Origin of the sequence: Streptomyces sp. NPDC093568 (assembly GCF_044764945.1) — a bacterium.
In the GTDB taxonomy this organism is placed as follows: domain Bacteria; phylum Actinomycetota; class Actinomycetes; order Streptomycetales; family Streptomycetaceae; genus Streptomyces.
The window spans coordinates 2,056,092-2,075,073 of the sequence record NZ_JBIWJD010000001.1 but is presented as its reverse complement, the minus strand read 5'-3'; the positions used below and the strand labels follow the sequence as shown (position 1 = coordinate 2,075,073).

At 71.7% G+C, this 18,982-nt stretch carries 16 protein-coding genes; 12 read left to right on the top strand and 4 right to left on the bottom strand.

Annotated features, from left to right (window positions below):
* Positions 1 to 29: 29 nt before the first annotated feature.
* Positions 30 to 1,844: an ABC transporter ATP-binding protein gene (locus ACIRD7_RS08175; protein ID WP_403451213.1), complete on the top strand. Its 1,815-nt coding sequence runs from the start codon at positions 30 to 32 to the stop codon at positions 1,842 to 1,844.
* 150 nt (positions 1,845 to 1,994) lie between these two features.
* Here ACIRD7_RS08175 and ACIRD7_RS08170 read toward each other — a convergent pair whose 3' ends face one another.
* Both ACIRD7_RS08170 and ACIRD7_RS08165 read right to left on the bottom strand, forming a co-directional pair.
* Complete coding sequence (locus ACIRD7_RS08170) at positions 1,995 to 2,387, bottom strand: VOC family protein (RefSeq protein ID WP_403451211.1); 393 nt, start codon at positions 2,385 to 2,387, stop codon at positions 1,995 to 1,997.
* 137 nt (positions 2,388 to 2,524) lie between these two features.
* Positions 2,525 to 4,204 carry a hypothetical protein gene (locus tag ACIRD7_RS08165; RefSeq protein WP_403451209.1) on the bottom strand — a complete coding sequence of 560 codons (1,680 nt, stop codon included), beginning with the start codon at positions 4,202 to 4,204 and terminating at the stop codon, positions 2,525 to 2,527.
* A gap of 387 nt (positions 4,205 to 4,591) precedes the next feature.
* Here ACIRD7_RS08165 and ACIRD7_RS08160 point away from each other — a divergent pair, with 387 nt between their 5' ends.
* The 9 genes from ACIRD7_RS08160 to tgmB all read left to right on the top strand — a co-directional run bounded on the left by ACIRD7_RS08160 (position 4,592) and on the right by tgmB (position 16,452).
* Entirely contained in the window at positions 4,592 to 7,120 is a 2,529-nt protein-coding gene (locus ACIRD7_RS08160) for a SpoIIE family protein phosphatase (RefSeq protein WP_403451208.1), read from the top strand.
* Positions 7,121 to 7,275: 155 nt separating this feature from the next.
* A complete protein-coding gene (locus ACIRD7_RS08155; protein WP_403451206.1) occupies positions 7,276 to 10,041 on the top strand; it encodes a SpoIIE family protein phosphatase in 2,766 nt (921 codons plus the stop codon).
* A gap of 154 nt (positions 10,042 to 10,195) precedes the next feature.
* Positions 10,196 to 11,017, top strand: coding sequence for a chitosanase (locus ACIRD7_RS08150; RefSeq protein WP_403451204.1), 822 nt, complete (start codon positions 10,196 to 10,198; stop codon positions 11,015 to 11,017).
* Positions 11,018 to 11,200: 183 nt separating this feature from the next.
* Positions 11,201 to 12,565 (top strand): FAD-dependent oxidoreductase, encoded by a 1,365-nt coding sequence (locus tag ACIRD7_RS08145; RefSeq protein ID WP_403451202.1) that lies wholly within the window; start codon positions 11,201 to 11,203, stop codon positions 12,563 to 12,565.
* 149 nt (positions 12,566 to 12,714) lie between these two features.
* The gene (locus ACIRD7_RS08140) at positions 12,715 to 13,209 is read left to right on the top strand and encodes a lamin tail domain-containing protein (protein WP_403451200.1); all 495 of its coding nucleotides are present in this window, start codon (positions 12,715 to 12,717) and stop codon (positions 13,207 to 13,209) included.
* Between the two features lie 220 nt (positions 13,210 to 13,429).
* A complete protein-coding gene (locus ACIRD7_RS08135; protein WP_403451198.1) occupies positions 13,430 to 14,563 on the top strand; it encodes a hypothetical protein in 1,134 nt (377 codons plus the stop codon).
* Between the two features lie 289 nt (positions 14,564 to 14,852).
* Positions 14,853 to 15,149: a DUF1232 domain-containing protein gene (locus tag ACIRD7_RS08130; protein ID WP_403451196.1), complete on the top strand. Its 297-nt coding sequence runs from the start codon at positions 14,853 to 14,855 to the stop codon at positions 15,147 to 15,149.
* A 117-nt stretch (positions 15,150 to 15,266) separates the two neighbouring features.
* Entirely contained in the window at positions 15,267 to 15,458 is a 192-nt protein-coding gene (gene tgmA, locus ACIRD7_RS08125; RefSeq protein WP_403451195.1) for a putative ATP-grasp-modified RiPP, read from the top strand.
* A 16-nt stretch (positions 15,459 to 15,474) separates the two neighbouring features.
* Positions 15,475 to 16,452: an ATP-grasp ribosomal peptide maturase gene (tgmB, locus tag ACIRD7_RS08120; RefSeq protein ID WP_403451193.1), complete on the top strand. Its 978-nt coding sequence runs from the start codon at positions 15,475 to 15,477 to the stop codon at positions 16,450 to 16,452.
* A 6-nt stretch (positions 16,453 to 16,458) separates the two neighbouring features.
* Here the strand turns inward: tgmB and ACIRD7_RS08115 are convergent, their stop codons facing one another.
* Both ACIRD7_RS08115 and ACIRD7_RS08110 read right to left on the bottom strand, forming a co-directional pair.
* Entirely contained in the window at positions 16,459 to 16,671 is a 213-nt protein-coding gene (locus ACIRD7_RS08115; RefSeq protein ID WP_403451192.1) for a hypothetical protein, read from the bottom strand.
* Between the two features lie 168 nt (positions 16,672 to 16,839).
* A complete protein-coding gene (locus ACIRD7_RS08110) occupies positions 16,840 to 17,304 on the bottom strand; it encodes a DUF2269 family protein (protein WP_403451190.1) in 465 nt (154 codons plus the stop codon).
* 155 nt (positions 17,305 to 17,459) lie between these two features.
* Between ACIRD7_RS08110 and ACIRD7_RS08105 the strand changes: the two genes are divergently transcribed.
* Entirely contained in the window at positions 17,460 to 18,437 is a 978-nt protein-coding gene (locus ACIRD7_RS08105; RefSeq protein ID WP_403451188.1) for a GlxA family transcriptional regulator, read from the top strand.
* Between the two features lie 141 nt (positions 18,438 to 18,578).
* On the top strand, positions 18,579 to 18,929 hold the full coding sequence (locus ACIRD7_RS08100) for a hypothetical protein (protein ID WP_403451186.1): 351 nt from the start codon (positions 18,579 to 18,581) through the stop codon (positions 18,927 to 18,929).
* Positions 18,930 to 18,982: the final 53 nt, after the last annotated feature.

The window sequence follows — 18,982 nt, the reverse complement described above, 5'->3', positions numbered from 1 at the left end:
GCCGCCGCACGACATCACAGGGGGGTGAGATGGGAACGCCTGAGCCTCGCAGGGTTCTGCCGGGCAAACGCTCTGTGGTCCTCGCACTTCGTTACTACGGACGGGAGTTGGCCCGGCTCCGGTGGCTGACGGTCCCGGCCATGCTGCTGTCGGCGTTGGGCAACATCGGAATCAACTACGTGGCGCCCCTGATCGTCGCCAAGCTCGTCGGCGACATCGCGGGCGACGAGGACGTCACCGTCGCCTCGACGCTGCCGTACGTCCTGGGCTTCGTCGGTGTCCTGCTGCTCGCGGAGGCGCTGTGGCGTATCGCACTGCACTGTCTCAACCGCCTCGATGCCCTCGGCGTCGAGCACCTGTGGGTGGTCGGGATGGACGAGCTCTTCGCGAAGGACGCGGCGTTCTTCCACGACAACTTCGCCGGATCGCTCACCAAGCGCGTGCTGAGCTTCGCCTCCCGCTACGAGGACTTCGTCGACACGCTGACCTTCCAGATCGTCGGCAGCTTCGTGCCGCTTGCGTTCGGTGCGGTGGTGCTGTGGCGCTACGACCCGCTGCTGGTCGTCGGGCTCCTGGCCATGGTCGCGATCACCGCGCTGTGCGTGGTGCCCCTGATCCGCCGCCGCCAGGCGCTGGTGGACCAGCGTGAGGAGGCGATCGCCCGGATGTCGGGGCATGTCGCCGACAGCCTGATGAACATGGACACGGTGCGGGCGTTCGCCGCCGAGGAGGGCGAGGCCGCCGAGCACCGCTCCCGGGTCGCGGAGTCACGGCGGCTCATGCTGCGGTCGTGGGACTACGGCAATCTGCGCATCGACACCCTGGTCGCGCCGATGTCGGTGCTCACCAGCGCGCTGGGCCTGCTGCTCGCGGTCACGCTCGGTGGCGGCGGGCACGGTGTGGAGGCGATCGTGGTCGCGTTCACCTACTACACCAACGCGACGCGGATCATGTTCGAGTTCAACCAGATCTACCGTCGGCTGGAGAGCTCCATGACGGAGGCGGCGCAGTTCACCGAACTGCTGCTGACGCCGCCGACCGTACTGGACCCGCCGTCGCCTGAGCCGCTGCTGCCCGCACCCGCCGACGTCCGCTTCGAGAAGGTGAACTTCACCCACGCCGGCGGCCGGCCGCTGTTCGAGGGCCTCGAACTGGATGTGCCGGCCGGGACGAAGGTCGGCCTCGTCGGCCGGTCCGGGGGCGGCAAGACGACGCTCACCCGGCTGCTGTTGCGGATGACCGACATCGACGCCGGCCGGATCCTGATCGGCGGTCAGGACATCAGCAGACTGCGCCAGGCCGACCTGCGGGGCCGGATCGCCTACGTGCCGCAGGACCCGGCGATGTTCCACCGGACGCTGCGCGAGAACATCGCCTTCGCCCGGCCGGACGCCGACGAGGCCGAGATCCGCCGTGCGGCCGAGGCGGCGCACGTCACGGAGTTCGCCGAGTCGCTGCCGGACGGCTTCGACACCATGGTGGGCGAACGCGGGGTCAAGCTGTCCGGCGGCCAGCGCCAGCGGGTCGCGCTCGCCCGCGCGATCCTGCGCGACGCGCCGATCCTGCTGCTCGACGAGGCGACCAGCGCCCTGGACTCGGAGAGCGAGATCCTCGTGCAGGAAGCGCTGTGGCGGCTCATGGACGGCAGGACCGCGCTGGTGGTGGCGCACCGGCTGAGCACGGTCGCCACCATGGACCGGCTCGTCGTGCTCGACCGCGGCGAGATCGTCGAGCAGGGCACCCACGACGAACTGCTGGCCGCCGAGGGCGCCTACGCGAAGCTGTGGCAGCACCAGTCGGGCGGTTTCCTCGACGACAGCGCCGTGCGGGCGCAGTTGCCGTGAGACCCGGGCGGCGGGAAGGCTCCGCCGCCCGGGTGCGTCAGCGGGCCGGCGGCGGCCACGGTGACCTGCCCGGCGACCGGAGCGGGCCGGACCGGCCGCAGGCCCGGCGCGGCGCCGGACGGAGGGGAGCTTTCCGGGTCCGTTCTCCCGTCAGTTCTCCTGGAGCACGGAGAGGACGTTCCCGGCCGGGTCGGTGAACCAGGCGATGCCCGTCGGGCCGCCCTCGCCGACCCGGACGATGCCCTTCTCGTCGTGTTCGAACCCGGAATAGCGCTCCAGGGACACACCGCGCCGCTCCAGTTCGTCGACGGCCGCCGTGATGTCGTCCACGGGGAAGTTGAGGATCGTGAAGGAGGCGGGGGTGTGCGTCGCCTTGGGGTAGACGAAGACCTGCGCCCCGCTGCCGAGCTTGAGGATCAGCACCCGCATGTCCCCCTCCCCGGTCTCCTCCACCTCCAGGCCGAGGGTCTCGCCGTAGAAGCGGCGGGCCTCGCCCAGGTCGTCGACCGAGAAGCCGCTGAACGCCTGCGATTGTCCGAACATGCCGTGTGTCTCCTTCGCGGGGGCTGTCCTGACGTACCAGGGCACACCACCCACGCCGAGGCCGGACGCGCGCCACGCGTCCGGCATCCGGATGGTCCTGCGCCCTTCACCCGCAGGGTGCGGCGCCCTCGCCGGCGTCAGGCGCAGCAGCCGTCCCCGGCCGCGGCCCCGGCGGCGGTGTCGAGCCGGCAGAAGCAGGAGGCGTCGATCGGTACGTCCGCCAGAGCGGTGGCGAGTCGCAATTGCTGGGCCACCATCTGTGCCTCGCCGGTCCGGCCCAGCCGGGTCAGGCACTCGTGCAGGCCGTGCAGGGACCACACGTTGCCGGGGTGCTGCAGGGCGCGCGGGAGGGTGCCGTCGAGGCCGAGGTCGGCGCGGTAGACCGCCTCGGCCTCCTCGACGCGGCCCTGTTCGAGGAGGAGGGCGCCGTAGGCGTGCCGGGCGGGCTGCATCCAGCCCCAGGGTTCGTCGTAAGGGAGGTTGTCGTCCAGTTCGATGGAGCGGCGCAGGGCGGCGAAGGCGGCCTCGTGGTCGCCCTTGCGGTACTCGAGCTCGCCGTCGAGCATCTCCGAGGCGATCGCGAGGATGTCGGCGCACGTGTTGTTGAACAGCATGCGGGTCTCGGGGACACGGGGTACCGCCGCGCGGAAGAGCAGGCGTTCGGCTTCCGCCTCCGGGACGCGGCCGGTGGCGGAGAGCGCGACGCCGCGGGCGTAGTGGAGCATCGCGGTCGTCATGCAGTACAGCTCGGGGTCGGTGGGCAGCGGCAGGCCGAGGATGTCGTCCCAGCGGCCGAAGCGGATCAGCACATGGACGCGCATGGCGAGGAAGGCCTCCAGCCAGTCGGCCATGGGCGGGCTCGGCACCCGCAGCAGGTCCTCGGGGATGGACGCCTCCAGCTCGGCCGCCGTCCTGAGGGCGACCTCGGACTGGCCGAGGAACATCGCGCCGTAGATCTTGAAGTGGTAGTTGTGCGAGCGGTACAGGGTGTAGAAGTTCATCGCCCCGGCTCGGGCGTGGTACTTCTCGTCGGCCTCGATCGCCGCCGCGTTGTCGGAGACGACCCGCCGGTAGTCGCCGCAGAGCACCTCCAGGTGGGAGGGCATGTGCAGGAGGTGCCCGGCGTCCGGCACCAGGCTGCGCAGCCGGTCAGCGACGGGCAGGGCCGCCTCGGGGGTCGGGGACATCTCCATCAGGTGGATGTACATGTGGACCAGGCCCGGGTGGTCGCGTCCGGCGTCGGTGGCCAGGGCCCGGTCGAGGACGTCCTTGGCCTCCAGGGTGCGTGCGCCTTCGGCGGGTTCGCCGGTCCTGAGGTCCCACAGCTGCCAGGGCGTGAGGTTCATCAGGGCGTCGGCGTACAGGGTGGCCACGTCCAGGTCGTCGGGGGCGAGATCGTGGACCGCGCGCATGCTGTCGGCGTAGGGAGCGTTCCAGACCGAGCAGTCCGCCACGGCCTTGGCCTGCGGATAGCGGGCGCGCAGGGCGCCGATCAGAGCCTGTTCGACGGGGGTGGCGTTGGCCGCCTTGTCGTGGGCCAGCTCCACGGCGGCGTGGGTCCGGTCCACGGTGCGCGCGAGGTCGGCCTCGTCGAAGAACTCCCAGGGTTTGTTGTAGTTCGGGCCGAGGGCGTAGGCGATGCCCCAGTGGGCCATGGCGCAGTCGGGGTCGGCCTCGGCCGCGGCCTCGAAGCAGGCGACGGCCTCCTCGTGGTGAAAGGCGTACGTCCACGCGAGCCCGCGGTCGAACCACAGCTGGGCCTGGGCGGAGGACGTGGTGACGGGGCGGGTGTGGGTGCCGAGGTCGTAGTACTCCATGCGTCTGCTCTCCTGCCTGAGCCGTGCCCGCCGGATCGGTCCCGAGTGCTTCTGCCAGCATCCGCCCTGCCGACCGCTGTGGTGCCGTTTCGCTGACGGATGTCGGGAACGGTCCGGGTCGGTGGTGTTCTCGTTCCGCGCGTTCCGCACGTTCCGCACGTTCCGCACGTTCCGCACCCACAACGGGGAAGGGGGCCGTGCGGTTGCGGGTTCTCGTGTCCGCGGCCGCGACGACCCGGTGCCCGTACCGCCCGGTCGGCGGCTCTCCGACCCCCGTCGCCGTCCGCCGAGGACATCTGTTTTGCGCCGCCCAGGTGCGGGCGGGGCACGTCGTGGCGCATTCTTGCTGTGTCGCGCGCGTGACGGCATACGGACGAGGTAGGGCCGATGACTGGGAGCGCCGAGGGCGAAGAGCGCACGCCCGGTGGGCTGGCGGCGCTGCTGATCGATGCCTCGGCGGAGGCGATCAGCGCGGCCGGTGGCCACGCGGGAGGGGTCTATCTGCGCTCAGGCACGCCCGGACTGCTCCGGCTGGCGGTGCTGGAGGGGCTGCCGGGGCCGCTGTTCCGGCCGTGGTGGCGGCTGCACGCGGACCGGCCGTTCCCCGTCGCCGACGCCTTCCGGCTCGGCGTCGAGGTGGTGCTGCCGAACGCGACGGAGACGATGCGGCGCTATCCCCAGTTCGCGGCGGGGCTGCCGTTCCAGTTCGGCTCCCTGCACGTCCCCGTCACCGGCGGGTCGACCGTCTTCGGAGTGCTGACCGTGCTGCGGCCCTCGGCGCAGGACGCCACGGAGCTGCTGCCGGTGCGCGAACGCATGGCCCAGTTGGCCAAGGAGCTGGGATCTGCGCTGCGCACGCTGGAGAAAGGGGACCCCGCCGCGGTGTCCTGGGACGGCGGGCCCCTGTGCGTGCGGCCACCGGCCCGGCGCCGGCCCTCCGGGTACCTGGGCCGGTTCGCCTGGGATCCGGTGACGGGTGTGGTGAGCGCGGAGGAGCGCCTGAACGTCGTGCTGGGCTCCGCTCCGGGAGACGCCCATGCCACCGTCGAGGACTTCGCGGCGGCCGTCGCCCCGGGCGACACGGACCGGATCCTCGCGGCGCTGCGGGAGGCGGCCGGCGGCCGGCCACCGGCGTTGCCGCTGTACGTGCGCGCCGCGAACGGCGCGCTGCGGCTGGTCGAGGTCTGGGGGCCGTACGAGGACGCGACGCCGTTCGGGCCGGTGGCGCCCGTGCGCGGTGTCGTCCTCGATCCGGGGGAGAGCGCGGTGGCGGACGTGGCGGCCGACCTGCTGCCGGACGGGGTGTTCTGCCTGGACCGGCTGGGGACGGTCGTCTACGCGAATCCGCACGCGGCACGGCTGCTGCGCCGCTCGCGCACCGAACTGCTCGGCCGGCCCCTGTGGGAGAGCGTGCCCTGGCTGAACCAGCCCGCCGTCGAGGACCATCTGCGGGTGGCCCTGCTGTCTCCGGACCCGGTGCACTTCCACGTCCGCAGACCGTCCGCCCAGGAGCGTGATCCCGACGCCAGCCCGTTCGGCGGCGACTGGCTCGCGCTGTCCGTCTACTCCGGTCCCGACCTGCTGACCTGCACCATCCGCCCGGGGCACGGGGTGGCCGACAGCCCGTCCGACCTCCCGGAGACCCATGCCGCGCCCGAGCCGGTCGGCGCGACCTCGCTCGCCCCGCTGTACCGCCCCATCGTCCTCGCCATCGCCCTCACCGAGGCGGTCACCCCCCGGCAGGTGTCCGCCGTCGTCATGCGGGAGCTGCTGCCCGCGTTCGGCGGCCGACGGCTGGCGATCTACCTGCTCCAGGAGCGGCATCTGTACATGGCCTGGGAGACGGGCTTCCCGCAGGGGTTCCTCGCCCCGTTCGACGGGGTGGCGCTGGACGAGCGCCTGCCCGGCGTGGAGACGCTCACCAACGGGCGCCCGCTGTTCTTCGACTCGATGCAGCAGCTCGCCGACGCCTATCCGGGCATCGCCCTCGACGCGACCGAGGGCGCCCGCGCCTTCCTGCCGCTGATCGCCTCCGGGCGGCCGGTCGGCTCCTGCATCCTCGGCTTCGACCGGCCGCGCAGCTTCAGCTCCGAGGAGCGCGCGGTGCTCACCGCGATGGCCGGGCTCATCGCGCACGCCATGGAGAAGGCGCAGCGCTACGAGAGCGAGGCCGCACTGGCCCGTGGGCTCCAGCAGGCGCTGCTCCCCCGCCGGCTGTCCGAGCACCCCCTGCTGGAGACGGCCGGGCGCTATCTGCCGGGCACCCAGGGCATGGAGGTGGGCGGTGACTGGTACGACGTCGTGCCCTCCGGGGACGGGCTGGCCCTGGTGATCGGTGACGTCCAGGGGCACGGTGTGCAGGCGGCGGCCACCATGGGCCAGCTGCGCAGCGCCGTCCGGGCCTTCGCGCTCGGCGACCGTCGGCCCGACGAGGTCATGAGCGGCACCAACCACCTGCTCATCGACCTCGACACGGGCCTGTTCGCGAGCTGCTGCTACATCCGCCTGGATCCCGCGACCGGTCTCGCCCAGGCGGCGGTGGCCGGGCATCCGCGCCCGCTGCTGCGCCGCCCCGACGGCCGTACGCATCTGGTGGACCTGCCCGGCGGGGTGGTGCTCGGCGTGGACCAGCAGGCCCAGTACCCGGTGTCGGAGCTGCGGATGGAGCCCGGCGCCGTGCTGGCGCTGTACACGGACGGGCTGGTCGAGCGGCCCGGCGTCGACATCGACGAGGGCATCAGCGCGCTGCGGGTGGCGCTGGCCAGGGCCGGGGCGCCCGGGGCCCGGCCGGGTGGCCGTTCGCTGGCGGGCATGGCGGACCGGCTCACCGCGACGGCCCGGCACATTCCGGACCGACCGGACGACATCGCGCTGCTGCTCGCCACCCGGCGGGCCACGCCGCTGCGCCGGAAATGAGCGTGCCCTGCGCGGGCGTACCCCCGTCGCGGGGGCGGGAGTTGCCCGGAGTCCACCGATCACGCCGGTGATCGAAGTGTGAGAGTGGAAACAGCTTCTGTCACGGTGTGTGACGTCTCTCGCCTCCGGAGGCGCGGCAGTGTAGACATGGGCACATGGTCCGACTATCGGGTCGATCCGGGGCCCGGTCGGCCCGTCGTCCCAGCGGTCCGCGCACCGGGCGTGCGCCGGACCGCGGCACCGTCGTGCCCGAGCGGGGCGTGCCGCGCGATCCGCGGCGCCGGGGCCCGCTGGCCCGGCTGCGTTCGACGGTCGGCGGGCGCAGCGTCGCCGGGCAGGTGTTCCTGCTGCAAGTGGTGATCGTGCTGCTGCTGGTGGTCGCGGCGGTGGTGGCGCTGGTGCTTCAGGTGCGCTACGACTCCACGCAGGAGGCGCGCAACCGCTCCGTGGCGGTGGCCGAGTCGTTCGCGAACGCGCCGGGCACCCGGGAGGCGCTGGAGAGCCCCGATCCGACGGCCCTGCTCCAGCCGCGGGCGGAGGCGGCGCGCAAGGCGACCGGCGTCGACTTCATCGTCGTGATGAACACCGAGGGCATCCGCTACACCCACCCCAAGCCGGACCGCATCGGCAAGCACTTCGTCGGGAACCTCCAGCCGGCCCTGGAGGGCCGCGTGGTGACCGAGCAGATCACCGGCACGATCGGCCCGCTCGTCCAGGCCGTGGTCCCCGTCAAGGACGACGACGGCAAGGTCGTCGGCCTGGTGTCGGCCGGGATCACGACCGCCACCGTGGGCGGCACCGCGGACCGTCAGCTGCCCCTCGTCCTGACCGCCGCGGCCGTGGCGCTCGCCCTGTCCACGGCGGGCACCGCGCTGGTCAGCAGGCGGCTGCTGCGGCAGACGCACGGGCTCGGGCCGGACGAGATGACCCGGATGTACGAGCACCACGACGCCGTTCTGCACGCCGTGCGCGAGGGCGTGATCATCGTCGGCGCCGAGGGCCGACTGCTGCTCGCCAACGACGAGGCGCACCGCCTGCTCGACCTGCCCGAGGACGCCGAGGGACGCAAGGTGCTCGAACTCGGCCTCGCCCCCGACACCGCCGAACTGCTGGACTCCGGCCGGATGGCCACGGACGAGGTGCACCTGGTCAAGGACCGGCTGCTGGCGGTCAACCAGCGCCCCACCCACCTCAGGGGCCGCCCCTCCGGCAGTGTCGCCACGCTGCGCGACTCGACGGAGCTGCGCGCCCTGTCCGGCCGCGCCGAGGAGGCCCGCGAGCGGCTGAACATGCTCTACGACGCCGGCGTGGGCATCGGCACCAGCCTGGACGTGACCCGTACGGCCGAGGAACTGGCGGAGCTCGCGGTGCCCAGGTTCGCGGACTACGCCACCGTCGACCTGTTCGACGCGGTACTCGACGGCGGGCAGCCGGAGGCGGTCACCCGGCTGCGGCGCACGGCGTCCGGCGGCATCCGCAAGGACGCTCCGCTGTACCCGGTCGGCGAGCAGATCCGGTTCGTCGACTCCTCGCCACAGGCCCGGGCGCTCAAGGACGGGCACGCCGTCGTCGAGCCGCGGCTGGAGAAGGCGCCCGGCTGGCGGGCCCAGGACCTGGAGCGGTCGGCGCAGGTGGTGGAGTTCGGCATCCACTCGCTGATCGCGGTGCCGCTCAGGGCGGGATCCCTGGTGCTGGGCGTGGTGAGTTTCTGGCGGGCCCGCAAGGCGGGGCCGTTCGACGCCGACGAGCTGGCGCTGGCGGAGGAGCTGGTGGCGCGGGCGGCGGTGTCCATCGACAACGCCCGCCGGTACACGCGTGAGCACAGCATGGCGGTGACGCTCCAGCGCAGCCTGCTGCCGCGCAGCCTGCCCGAGCAGAACGCCCTGGACATCGCCTACCGGTATCTGCCGGCGCAGGCCGGGGTGGGCGGGGACTGGTTCGACGTGCTGCCGTTGTCCGGCGCCCGGGTCGCGCTGGTGGTGGGCGACGTCGTCGGTCACGGGCTGCACGCGGCGGCCACGATGGGGCGGCTGCGTACGGCCGTGCACAACTTCTCCGCGCTGGACCTGCCGCCCGACGAACTGCTCGCGCTGCTGGACGAGCTGGTCGCCCGCATCGACCAGGACGAGGCGCAGGAGAGCGACAGCGCCGCGGTGACCGGCGCGACCTGTCTGTACGCGGTCTACGACCCGGTGTCCCGGATGTGCACGGTCGCCCGCGCCGGCCATCCGCCGCCGGCCGTGGTGCGGCCGGACGGCACCGTGGAGTTCCCCGATGTGCCCGCCGGTCCCCCGCTGGGCCTGGGCGGGCTGCCGTTCGAGACGGCCGAGCTGGAGCTGGCGGAGGACAGCCGGCTGGTGCTCTACACGGACGGTCTGGTGGAGGACCGGGAACGGGACATCGACGAGGGTCTGGAGCTGCTGCGGGACGCGCTGGCCGGGGCCGGCCGGACGCCGGAGGAGACCTGTCAGGCGGTGCTGGAGGCCCGGCTGCCGGCCCGGCCGAGCGACGACATCGCGCTGCTCGTGGCGCGGACCCGGGCGCTCGGGCCCGGCCGGGTCGCCGAGTGGGAGGTGCCCTCCGATCCGGCGGCCGTGGCCCAGGTGCGTTCCGACGTGACGCGGACGCTGGAGAGCTGGGGCCTGGAGGAGCTGTCGTTCGCCACGGAGCTGATGCTGAGCGAGCTGGTGACCAACGCGATCCGGTACGGCGGTGAACCGATCCGCGTGCGCATGCTGCGGGACCGGTCGCTGATCTGCGAGGTCTTCGACAGCAGCAGCACCTCGCCGCATCTGCGGTACGCGGCCATGACGGACGAGGGCGGGCGCGGCCTGTTCCTGGTCGCGCAGCTGGCCGAGCGCTGGGGCACGCGGTATCTGCCGGCCGGCAAGGTGATCTGGGCGGAGCAACCGCTGCCGTAGCCGGCGGCCCCTCGGGGCCCGTGGGCCACCCCTTGTAGATAGGTACGAACCTTTGACGCGACCGGTGCGCATCGCGTCCGGCATCTGATAGGAAACCTTCCTATCAGTGCACGTACGGCCAACTCCCCACCCCCCACCACTCATTGGAGCCGCCGTGAAGCACCACCCCCCGCACACGTCACGCCGCACCCTCCTCGCCCTGATCGGCGCGTCCGCGGCGTCCGTCCCGCTCCTCACCCCCTCCACCGCCTCGGCGCACCGCGCCGCGGCGGGCCTCGACGACCCGGCGAAGAAGGAGATCGCCATGAAGCTGGTGTCGAGCGCGGAGAACTCCTCGCTCGACTGGAAGGCGCAGTACAAGTACATCGAGGACATCGGTGACGGCCGCGGCTACACCGCCGGCATCATCGGCTTCTGCTCCGGCACGGGCGACATGCTGGACCTCGTCGAGCTGTACGCCGACCGCCGCCCCGGCAACGTCCTCGCCCCGTACCTGCCGGCGCTGCGCCGGGTCGACGGCACCGACTCGCACGACGGGCTCGACCCGCACTACCCCCGCGACTGGGGCCGCGCCGCGCAGGACCAGGCGTTCAAGCAGGCGCAGAACGACGAGCGCGACCGGGTGTACTTCAACCCGGCCGTACGGCAGGGCAAGAGCGACGGGCTGCGCGTGCTCGGCCAGTTCGCCTACTACGACGCCATCGTCATGCACGGCGACGGCACCGACCCCACCAGCTTCCGCAGCATCCGCAGGCGCGCCCTGGACCGGGCCCGGCCACCGGCGCAGGGCGGTGACGAGGTCACGTACCTCAACGCCTTCCTGGACGCCCGGGTATGGGCCATGAAGCAGGAGGAGGCCCACAGCGACACCAGCCGGGTCGACACCGCCCAGCGGGTCTTCCTGCGCAAGGGCAACCTCGACCTCGACACACCGCTCGACTGGAAGGTCTACGGGGACAGCTTCCACATCGACTGACGTGGACGGACGCGGGTCGCCGTACTGCCGGGCGGTACGGCGACCCTGCGTTCGGACTCCCCGCCCTCTGCCCATAGAATTGATTTATGAGCTCATAGGCCGGACCCGTGTACCGACTTAGGCTTGCCTTAGTTTAGGCTTCCCGTTCGAGTCGATCTATCGCCTCTCGAAGGGAACCTGATCATGCCCCGCCCCCTGCGGGTAGCCATTGTCGGAGCCGGCCCCGCCGGGATCTACGCCGCCGACGCGTTGCTCAAGTCCGACGTGGCCGCCGAACCCGGTGTGTCCATCGACCTGTTCGAGCGGATGCCCGCGCCGTTCGGACTGATCCGGTACGGCGTCGCCCCCGACCACCCCCGCATCAAGGGCATCATCACGGCCCTCCACCAGGTGCTGGACAAGCCGCAGATCCGTCTCTTCGGCAACGTCGACTACCCGAACGACATCAGCCTGGACGATCTGCGCGCGTTCTACGACGCCGTGATCTTCTCCACCGGCGCGACGGCCGACCGCGAGCTGCGCATACCCGGCATCGAGCTCGACGGCTCCTACGGCGCGGCCGACTTCGTCTCCTGGTACGACGGCCACCCGGACGTGCCGCGCACCTGGCCGCTGGAGGCGGAGAAGGTCGCCGTCCTCGGCGTCGGCAACGTCGCCCTCGACGTGGCCCGCATCCTGGCCAAGACGGCGGACGAGCTCCTGCCGACGGAGATCCCGCCGAACGTGTACGAGGGCCTGAAGGCCAACAAGGCGCTGGAGATCCACGTCTTCGGCCGCCGCGGACCGGCGCAGGCGAAGTTCTCCCCGATGGAGCTGCGGGAGCTGGACCACTCCCCCAACATCGAGGTCATCGTCGACCCCGAGGACATCGACTACGACGCGGGCTCGATCGAGACCCGGCGCGGCAACAAGCAGGCCGACATGGTCGCCAAGACCCTGGAGAACTGGGCGATCCGCGACGTGGGTGACCGCCCGCACAAGCTGTTCCTGCACTTCTTCGAGTCGCCGGCCGAGATCCTCGGCGAGGACGGCAAGGTCGTCGGCCTGCGCACCGAGCGCACCGCCCTCGACGGCACCGGCAACGTCAAGGGCACCGGCGAGTTCAAGGACTGGGACGTCAGCGCGATCTACCGCGCGGTCGGCTACCTCTCCGACAAACTCCCCAAGCTTCCCTGGGACATCGACTCGGGCACCGTTCCGGACGAGGGCGGCCGGGTCGTCCAGGAGTCCGGCGAGCACCTGCAGTCGACGTACGTCACCGGCTGGATCCGGCGCGGTCCAGTGGGCCTCATCGGCCACACCAAGGGCGACGCCAACGAGACGGTGTCGAACCTGCTGGACGACTTCGCGAACGGCCGTCTGCAGACGCCCGGTTCGCCCGAGCCGGAGGCCGTGGAGGCGTTCCTCGCCGAGCGCGAGATCCGGTTCACCACGTGGGAGGGCTGGTACAAGCTCGACGCCGCCGAGAAGGCGCTGGGCGAGCCGCAGGGCCGTGAGCGCGTGAAGCTCGTCGAACGCGAGGACATGCTCCGGGAGAGCGGCGCGTAAGCAGCCGACGCCGACACAGACCGAGAGGGCCGGGGGTCAACCCCCGGCCCTCTCGGTCTGCTCGCGTTCGGGTGAAGTCGGCACAGCGACCGTCATCACTGGATACACTCCTGATCTTCACAGAAGCTCCACACAGGGGGTATTTCTCCATGCGTATACGCATCGTCGCCATCACCACCGTCGCGGCCGGCACCCTCGCCGCACTCTCCGCCGCTCCGGCGCAGGCCACCGAGTACTCGTCGGCGCTGAAGATCCGCGGCATCCAGTACGACGCGCCCGGCCGTGACTCGAACAACTGCCGGACCGGCAACACCGACGAGGAATACCTGACGATCAAGAACTATTCGTCCGGTACGACGGTCAACCTCAAGGGCTACGTCGTGAAGGACAAGGCCGGCAACCGCTTCACGTTCACCGCCAACCACACCCTGCAGCCCGGTGACTACGTGAGGCTCCGGGGCGGCAACGGCACCGACTCCGACCAGAACAACGTCGTCTACCGCGACAACTGCAACTTCATGTGGAACAACGACGCGGACACGATCTACCTCTACAAGCCCTCGGGCGCCGGGGCGGACTCGCACGCCTACACCAAGAGCGGCAACGACCCGGACGGCAACGGCTACATCGGGTACCACAACTGAGCGAGCGCCGGAGGATGAGCAGGACCCGCCCCAATGCGGATGGTGGGCGGGTCCTGCTCACCGGGTCATTCTCCTGACGGGCGAGGGCGCGGACCACGAGTGAGCGGCGCCCGGCCGGTGCGGACGGCGCACACCCCGTGTGCGCACCCCCCGCCCCGTCGGCTTCCGTCCGCGGCGACGATACTGGTACGCGTACGTGCCCCCGCCCACAGATGGACTCATGCCCAGCTCCTCCAGCACCCGCCCCACGACGCCCCCCACGGTGTGGTCGGCCCGCGGCCGCCATGCCGGGCGCGACGCGCAGGACGTACTCCGGCTCAGTCTGCGGCAGCTCAAGGACAGCCGGACCATCGACGACTTCCTGGAGGTGCCCGCGGCCGAGGGCGCCCCGGAGTCGGTCTTCGAGGCCCGATGGCGGGTAGCCGGGTCGGTCACCGTACGCGCCCGGCTAACCGTCCGGCACGACGCCGCCGACGGACAGGAGTGGACGCTCCTCGCGGAGGCCGAGGCCCCGTGGGACCCGCGATGGCCGTCGCCGGCCGCGATGTTCTGGCCGCAGGAGCCGGACGCGGCCTGGGACCACGACGCCGCCACCGGCCTGCGGCTGCGCGACATCAACCCGCTCCCCGCGGACGACAAAGCGGTACGGCGAGTGCTGCGGGACGCCGCGGGTGACGGCTGGAGCATCCATGTCGTCGTCCACGAGGCGATGACCACCGACCAGCGCGGCCGCACGCCCCTCGCCGGGATGCTGCCGCCGAGTCTGCGGCACCGGCTGGTCGAGCACCGCGCGGCACCCAGCCAGCTGCGGGTCGTGAACTGGGCCCTGCGCGAGCATGACCTGGAGGTGCCGCGGGGCGGCGCCGTGGTGTTGCCCGGCACTCCGGCCCCCGCCGGGTACGAGGCCGACGACTTCGCCGTGCGCAGTGTCTTCCTCGACGGCTCGGAGCCGGCCGAACTCATCCACGCCGTGACCCGCTTCGCGGCCCTCTCGCGCCCGCTGCCGGACGGCGGCGAGGAGGCCCTCACCGCCCTGCGCGAGGACTGGCGGCTGCTGACCGTCGAGGAGGAACTCGAGCGCGAGCGCGGGCTCGTGGCGATGTACGCCGAGGCGCTGGAGGCGATGACGAAGTCCCGCGACCTGTACCGCGAGGCCGCCGAGCAGGCGCACGCCGCGCTCGCCGCCTACCGGGAGTCCGCCGAGGCCCTGCCCGAACCCCGACCCGAGGCGCCGGCCACCACCGCTCCGGCGTCCCCCCTCCAGCAGCTGACCCGCACCTTCGAACGCCTCAAGGGCACCGCCCGGACACGCAAGACGGCGGAGGAGCAGCCCGAGACCTCCGACCGCCGCTAGGCAGAAGCGAGCGAAAAGTACGGGAAACGACCGACCCGTGAACCCCGGGGGCGTATCGCGGCTGCGGCGGATTCGTGCGGTGGGGGTACTGCGTCGGGCGGGTGCACATCAGTGCGTGCATCTTTCCCTCTCCATGCCGGTCAGGCAGGTGACCGGGCCGTTTGTGCGTCTTCCGTCCTGACGGGTGACGTGATGCGGCCAGGTGACCGCCGTCATGCAATGCACTCGGCGCATGCGGGCATCCGACTAGCAGCGCGTGTGATGCGCGACACCGGCAGGAGGAGGGTCCGTGGAGTCGACCACCACCGTGATCGTCGTCGCCGTCGCCCTCGCGGCCGTCGTCCTCGCCGTGGCCGTCGGGGTGCTGGTGCGGCTCGTGCGGACCCGACGGCTGCTGCGCCGCTCCGGGCTGCCGACCGGGCCGCGCTGGGTGTTCTGGGGTGCCGTCCTGTACTTCGTACTGCCCGCCGATCTGGTGCCCGATCCGGTGTATCTGGACGACATCGGCGTGCTCTTGCTGGCACTGCGTACCCTGCGCCGCTCTCCCGAAGCGGAACCGCCGGACGCCGTTGATTACGGAAAGTAAGGAAACCAACCACTCGTTCGATTCGTTTAAGTAAGTGGTAACCAAAGGGCGTCGGTGGACCGAGGGCCGCCGCCGGGTGACCGGGCTCGCTCGGAGCAGCACCTTGAGGGAGAGACGATGCAACCGTTCGCGCTCAACTACGCACGGCCGGCAGTGGAGTTGGAGGTCACCGCTCCGTACGTCTACGACTCCGGCATGCAGTTGAACGTGCTCCGTGACGGCCGTATAGCCGCCTGTGATCACGCCTTGTTGAGGGAGTTGGCGACCACGACGTCCACAGCGGGCTCCAAGACTCACTTCGACGACTGAACGCAGGCCGGCGACGATGACCGTCTTGATTCTTACCAACGAAGAGGACGTGACCGCGGACATGGTGGTCGTGCACCTGAACGCCTTCGGTGTTCCGGTGTTCCGGCTCGACCCCGCCGACCTGACCGGCGGGGTCGCCCTGTCCGGTGAGTTCGTGCACGGCGCCTTCCGCGGCCATCTCTCGGCCGCGGGGCGCCTCGTGAGCATCGGAGGGCTGCGTTCGGTGTGGCTGCGCCGGCCGGGGGCGGCTGCGCAGCGCGCGTCCAGCCCGTCGACCTGGCTGACGGAGGAGGCGGGGCAGGCGCTGTACGGGATGCTGCGCGGCAGCGACGCCCGCTGGATGAACCATCCCGACGCGGCTCGCCGGGCCCGTCACAAGCCCTGGCAGCTGCGGCTGGCCCAGCAGTGCGGTCTGCCGGTGCCGGCCACGCTGATCACGACGTTCCCACAGGCCGCCCGGGAGTTCGCCGAGCGCTATCCGGATCTGGTGGTCAAACCGGTCTCCGGCGCCCATCCGCAGGACCCGCCGCGTGCGGTGCCGACCAGCAGGGTGGCGCCGGACACGGACTTCTCCGCCGTCGCGTTCGGGCCCACCCTGCTGCAGCGCCGTGTCGCCAAGGTGGCCGACATCCGGCTCACCGCGGTGGGCGACCGGCTGTTGGCCGCCCGCAAGGCGACCGGCGGCGAGGCCGAGGTGGACGTCCGCTTCGCCTCGTCGAAGGAGCCGTGGCGTCCCGTGGAGGTCGCGCCGCGCATCGCGGAGGCCGTCCTCGCCTATCTGCGGGATGCCGAACTGTCCTACGGCGCCTTCGACTTCGTCGAGGACGCCGACGGGACGTGGTGGTTCCTGGAGTGCAACCAGTCGGGACAGTTCGGCTTCGTCGAGGTGGACACCGGTCAGCCGATAGCCCTCAGCATTGCCGAGTGGCTCGCCCGCCCGGTCGGCGGGCAGCAGTCGCACGTCAACGGGGCGAGCGCGAGGGTTGTTTCGTGACCGGGCTCACCCGGGCTGGCCGGGCGGCAGCGCGCTGCGCTGCCAGGCTGGGGCCGGGGGCGTCGGAAGTACCGGAGCCGGTGCGTGGCCGAGCGGCGGCCCCGGCTGCATGACGAACGCCATTTCCCGGCTGACGCGTTCGGCCTCCCTGCGCACCTGGGTGGGGATGTCGCCGCGCTCCGCGATGAGCCGGTCGTAGATGGGGGAATCCTGGAACACCCGTCAACGCGCCTTTCCTGTCGTGGCCCCTGTGTGCATATGGGCACGGCTGTCGAGTCTAGGCGCCGACGCACACTGAAGTACGAATTCTGCCAGAGCGCTTGACGGCGGACGAATCGGCACTGCGGCGGCCCACGGCCCGGTGCCGTGGGCCGCCCCGGCCGACGGTCAGGCGCCCGTGGTCGAGCCAGGCCGGACGATCATCAAAATGGTCACGGTCGCCCACAGGAGGTTGAAGATCCCGGTGACCATGGCGAGTTGGACCGTGGCCGAGCGTTCGGCGGTCTGCTGGGCGGTCAGTTGCTCCAGGAGTTCCTCCTGGCGGGGCAGGACGAAGGCGATCAGCAGGCCGGCGGCAGCGGCGGTCAGGGCGATGGACGTGATGAGCCATCCGCTGCCCAGGACCCCCATCGCCAGTGCGGTGGCCAGGCCGAGGACGGGCACCGACACCCCGATGGCCGCGTAGACGCGGCAGATGCGGTGCAGCAGCTGGACGGTGCCCACCGCCACGGCCCCGTCCGCGGCCTCCGGGACTCGGCGCGCGGCCGGCGGGAACATGCTGGCGGCGACGGTGACGGGGCCGACGGCGACGATGGCGGCGAGGACGTGCAGGATGAGCAGGATCTTGGTCACGCCGCCGACCCTAGAGATCTTCCGAGTGACCGCACAGGGGCTGAAATGACAGCTTCCAACGGATTCTCGCCACCCGTGTGCCCCGCACCTCGTCAGCGCCCTGATCCATGACCTGGGCTTATGCCGATGGCGGGAAGCTGCCTAGGGTGGCGTCCATGCACACCGTGGCGATCCTGGTTCTCGACAACGTGGTGCCGTTCGACATGGCGACGCCCTTCCAGATGTTCGGCTGGACGCGGCTGCCGGACGGCCGGCGGCCCTACCGGGTCCGGCTGTGCGCCGAGTCGCCGGAGGTGCCCACCGAGGGCTTCGCGCTGCGTGTCGAGCGGGGGCTGGACGGGCTGGCGGACGCGGACACGATCGTCGTGCCGGGCCGCGACACGACCGAGCCGCCCTCCGCCGAGGTCCTGGCGGCGCTGCGGGAGGCGGCGCGGGCCGGCACCCGCATCGCGTCCGTGTGCGTCGGCGCGTTCGTCCTGGCCGAGGCCGGGCTGCTGGACGGGCTGCGTGCCACCACCCACTGGATGGCCACCGGCGAGTTGGCCCGCCGCTTTCCCGGCGTCCATGTGGAGCCGGACGTGCTGTATGTCGACAACGGGCAGATCCTCACCTCGGCCGGAGCCGCCGCGGGACTGGACATGTGCCTGCACATGATCCGGCGGGACCTCGGCTCGGCCGTGGCCGCCCACACGGCCCGCATGTCCGTCGTACCGCTGGAACGGGAGGGCGGGCAGGCTCAGTTCATCGTGCACGAGCACCCTCCGGTGCCGCGCGGCTCGGCGCTCGAACCCCTGCTGGAGTGGATCGAGGACAACCTGGCCGGGGAGATCACCCTGGGGGCGATGGCGGAGCGCTCGGGGATGAGCGAGCGCACCTTCAGCCGGCGGTTCCGCGAGCAGACCGGCACCACTCCCGTGCAGTGGCTGCTGCGGGCGCGGGTGCGGCGGGCCCAGTATCTGCTGGAGAACAGCGACCACCCGATCGAGCGGATCGCACGGCAGGCGGGGTTCGGCTCGCCGACGGCGTTCCGCGAGCGGTTCCGCCGGGTGGTCGGCACCACTCCGCACTCCTATCGCGCCGCGTTCCAGGGAAAGGCAGCGGTCGGCGAGGCAAAGGCGGCGGTCGGCGTCTAGGGCCGGCCCGGCGAATCCGGCCCTAGTCATTCCCGGCGGTACGGGCCTGGTCGGTCACGGTGGGAAAAATCACCCGAATCCGAGAGGGCCGTGAGTAGTTGGACAGAGGGAATCGATCCGCCTCAAGGACGGTGTACGCCCATGAACTGCTCCAGCCGCCTGCTGTGTGTCCTCTACATCGCCACGAGCGCGGGGCTCGCCTGGACCTCGATCCTCGAAGTCCTGTACGGCCCGGCGTGGGCCGCCTGTCTGTTCGCGGCGGCCAGCCTGGTGCCGGTCATCGCCGTCGTCCGGGAGACGGTGATCGGCGAACAGCGGCGGATCCTGCTCGATCTGATCGCGCGGGCCTCGCGCGGCGGCGGTGACGCGGCCGAGGCGATCGTCCGGGCGGAGCTGGACTCGGCGTGCTGCGAGCGCTGGTGGACGAGCCTGGGCTCCGAGCACGAGGTGACGTGCCGGCACTGGATGCCGAAGAGCAGCAGCGCGGCATGAGCGGCGGCGTCCGCCGTCCCGTGGCGGCCCGAAGCGGGCCCGTCGCGGGTCGG

Bases quoted from the DNA above. Each gene is read 5' to 3' on its own strand.
- ACIRD7_RS08135 (WP_403451198.1), top strand. From the start codon at position 13,430: ATGCCCAGCTCCTCCAGCACCCGCCCCACGACGCCCCCCACGGTGTGG.
- ACIRD7_RS08105 (WP_403451188.1), top strand. From the start codon at position 17,460: ATGCACACCGTGGCGATCCTGGTTCTCGACAACGTGGTGCCGTTCGAC.
- ACIRD7_RS08170 (WP_403451211.1), bottom strand. From the start codon at position 2,387: ATGTTCGGACAATCGCAGGCGTTCAGCGGCTTCTCGGTCGACGACCTG.
- ACIRD7_RS08165 (WP_403451209.1), bottom strand. From the start codon at position 4,204: ATGGAGTACTACGACCTCGGCACCCACACCCGCCCCGTCACCACGTCC.
- tgmA (WP_403451195.1), top strand. From the start codon at position 15,267: ATGCAACCGTTCGCGCTCAACTACGCACGGCCGGCAGTGGAGTTGGAG.
- ACIRD7_RS08145 (WP_403451202.1), top strand. From the start codon at position 11,201: ATGCCCCGCCCCCTGCGGGTAGCCATTGTCGGAGCCGGCCCCGCCGGG.
- ACIRD7_RS08155 (WP_403451206.1), top strand. From the start codon at position 7,276: ATGGTCCGACTATCGGGTCGATCCGGGGCCCGGTCGGCCCGTCGTCCC.
- tgmB (WP_403451193.1), top strand. From the start codon at position 15,475: ATGACCGTCTTGATTCTTACCAACGAAGAGGACGTGACCGCGGACATG.
- ACIRD7_RS08100 (WP_403451186.1), top strand. From the start codon at position 18,579: ATGAACTGCTCCAGCCGCCTGCTGTGTGTCCTCTACATCGCCACGAGC.
- ACIRD7_RS08140 (WP_403451200.1), top strand. From the start codon at position 12,715: ATGCGTATACGCATCGTCGCCATCACCACCGTCGCGGCCGGCACCCTC.
- ACIRD7_RS08160 (WP_403451208.1), top strand. From the start codon at position 4,592: ATGACTGGGAGCGCCGAGGGCGAAGAGCGCACGCCCGGTGGGCTGGCG.
- ACIRD7_RS08175 (WP_403451213.1), top strand. From the start codon at position 30: ATGGGAACGCCTGAGCCTCGCAGGGTTCTGCCGGGCAAACGCTCTGTG.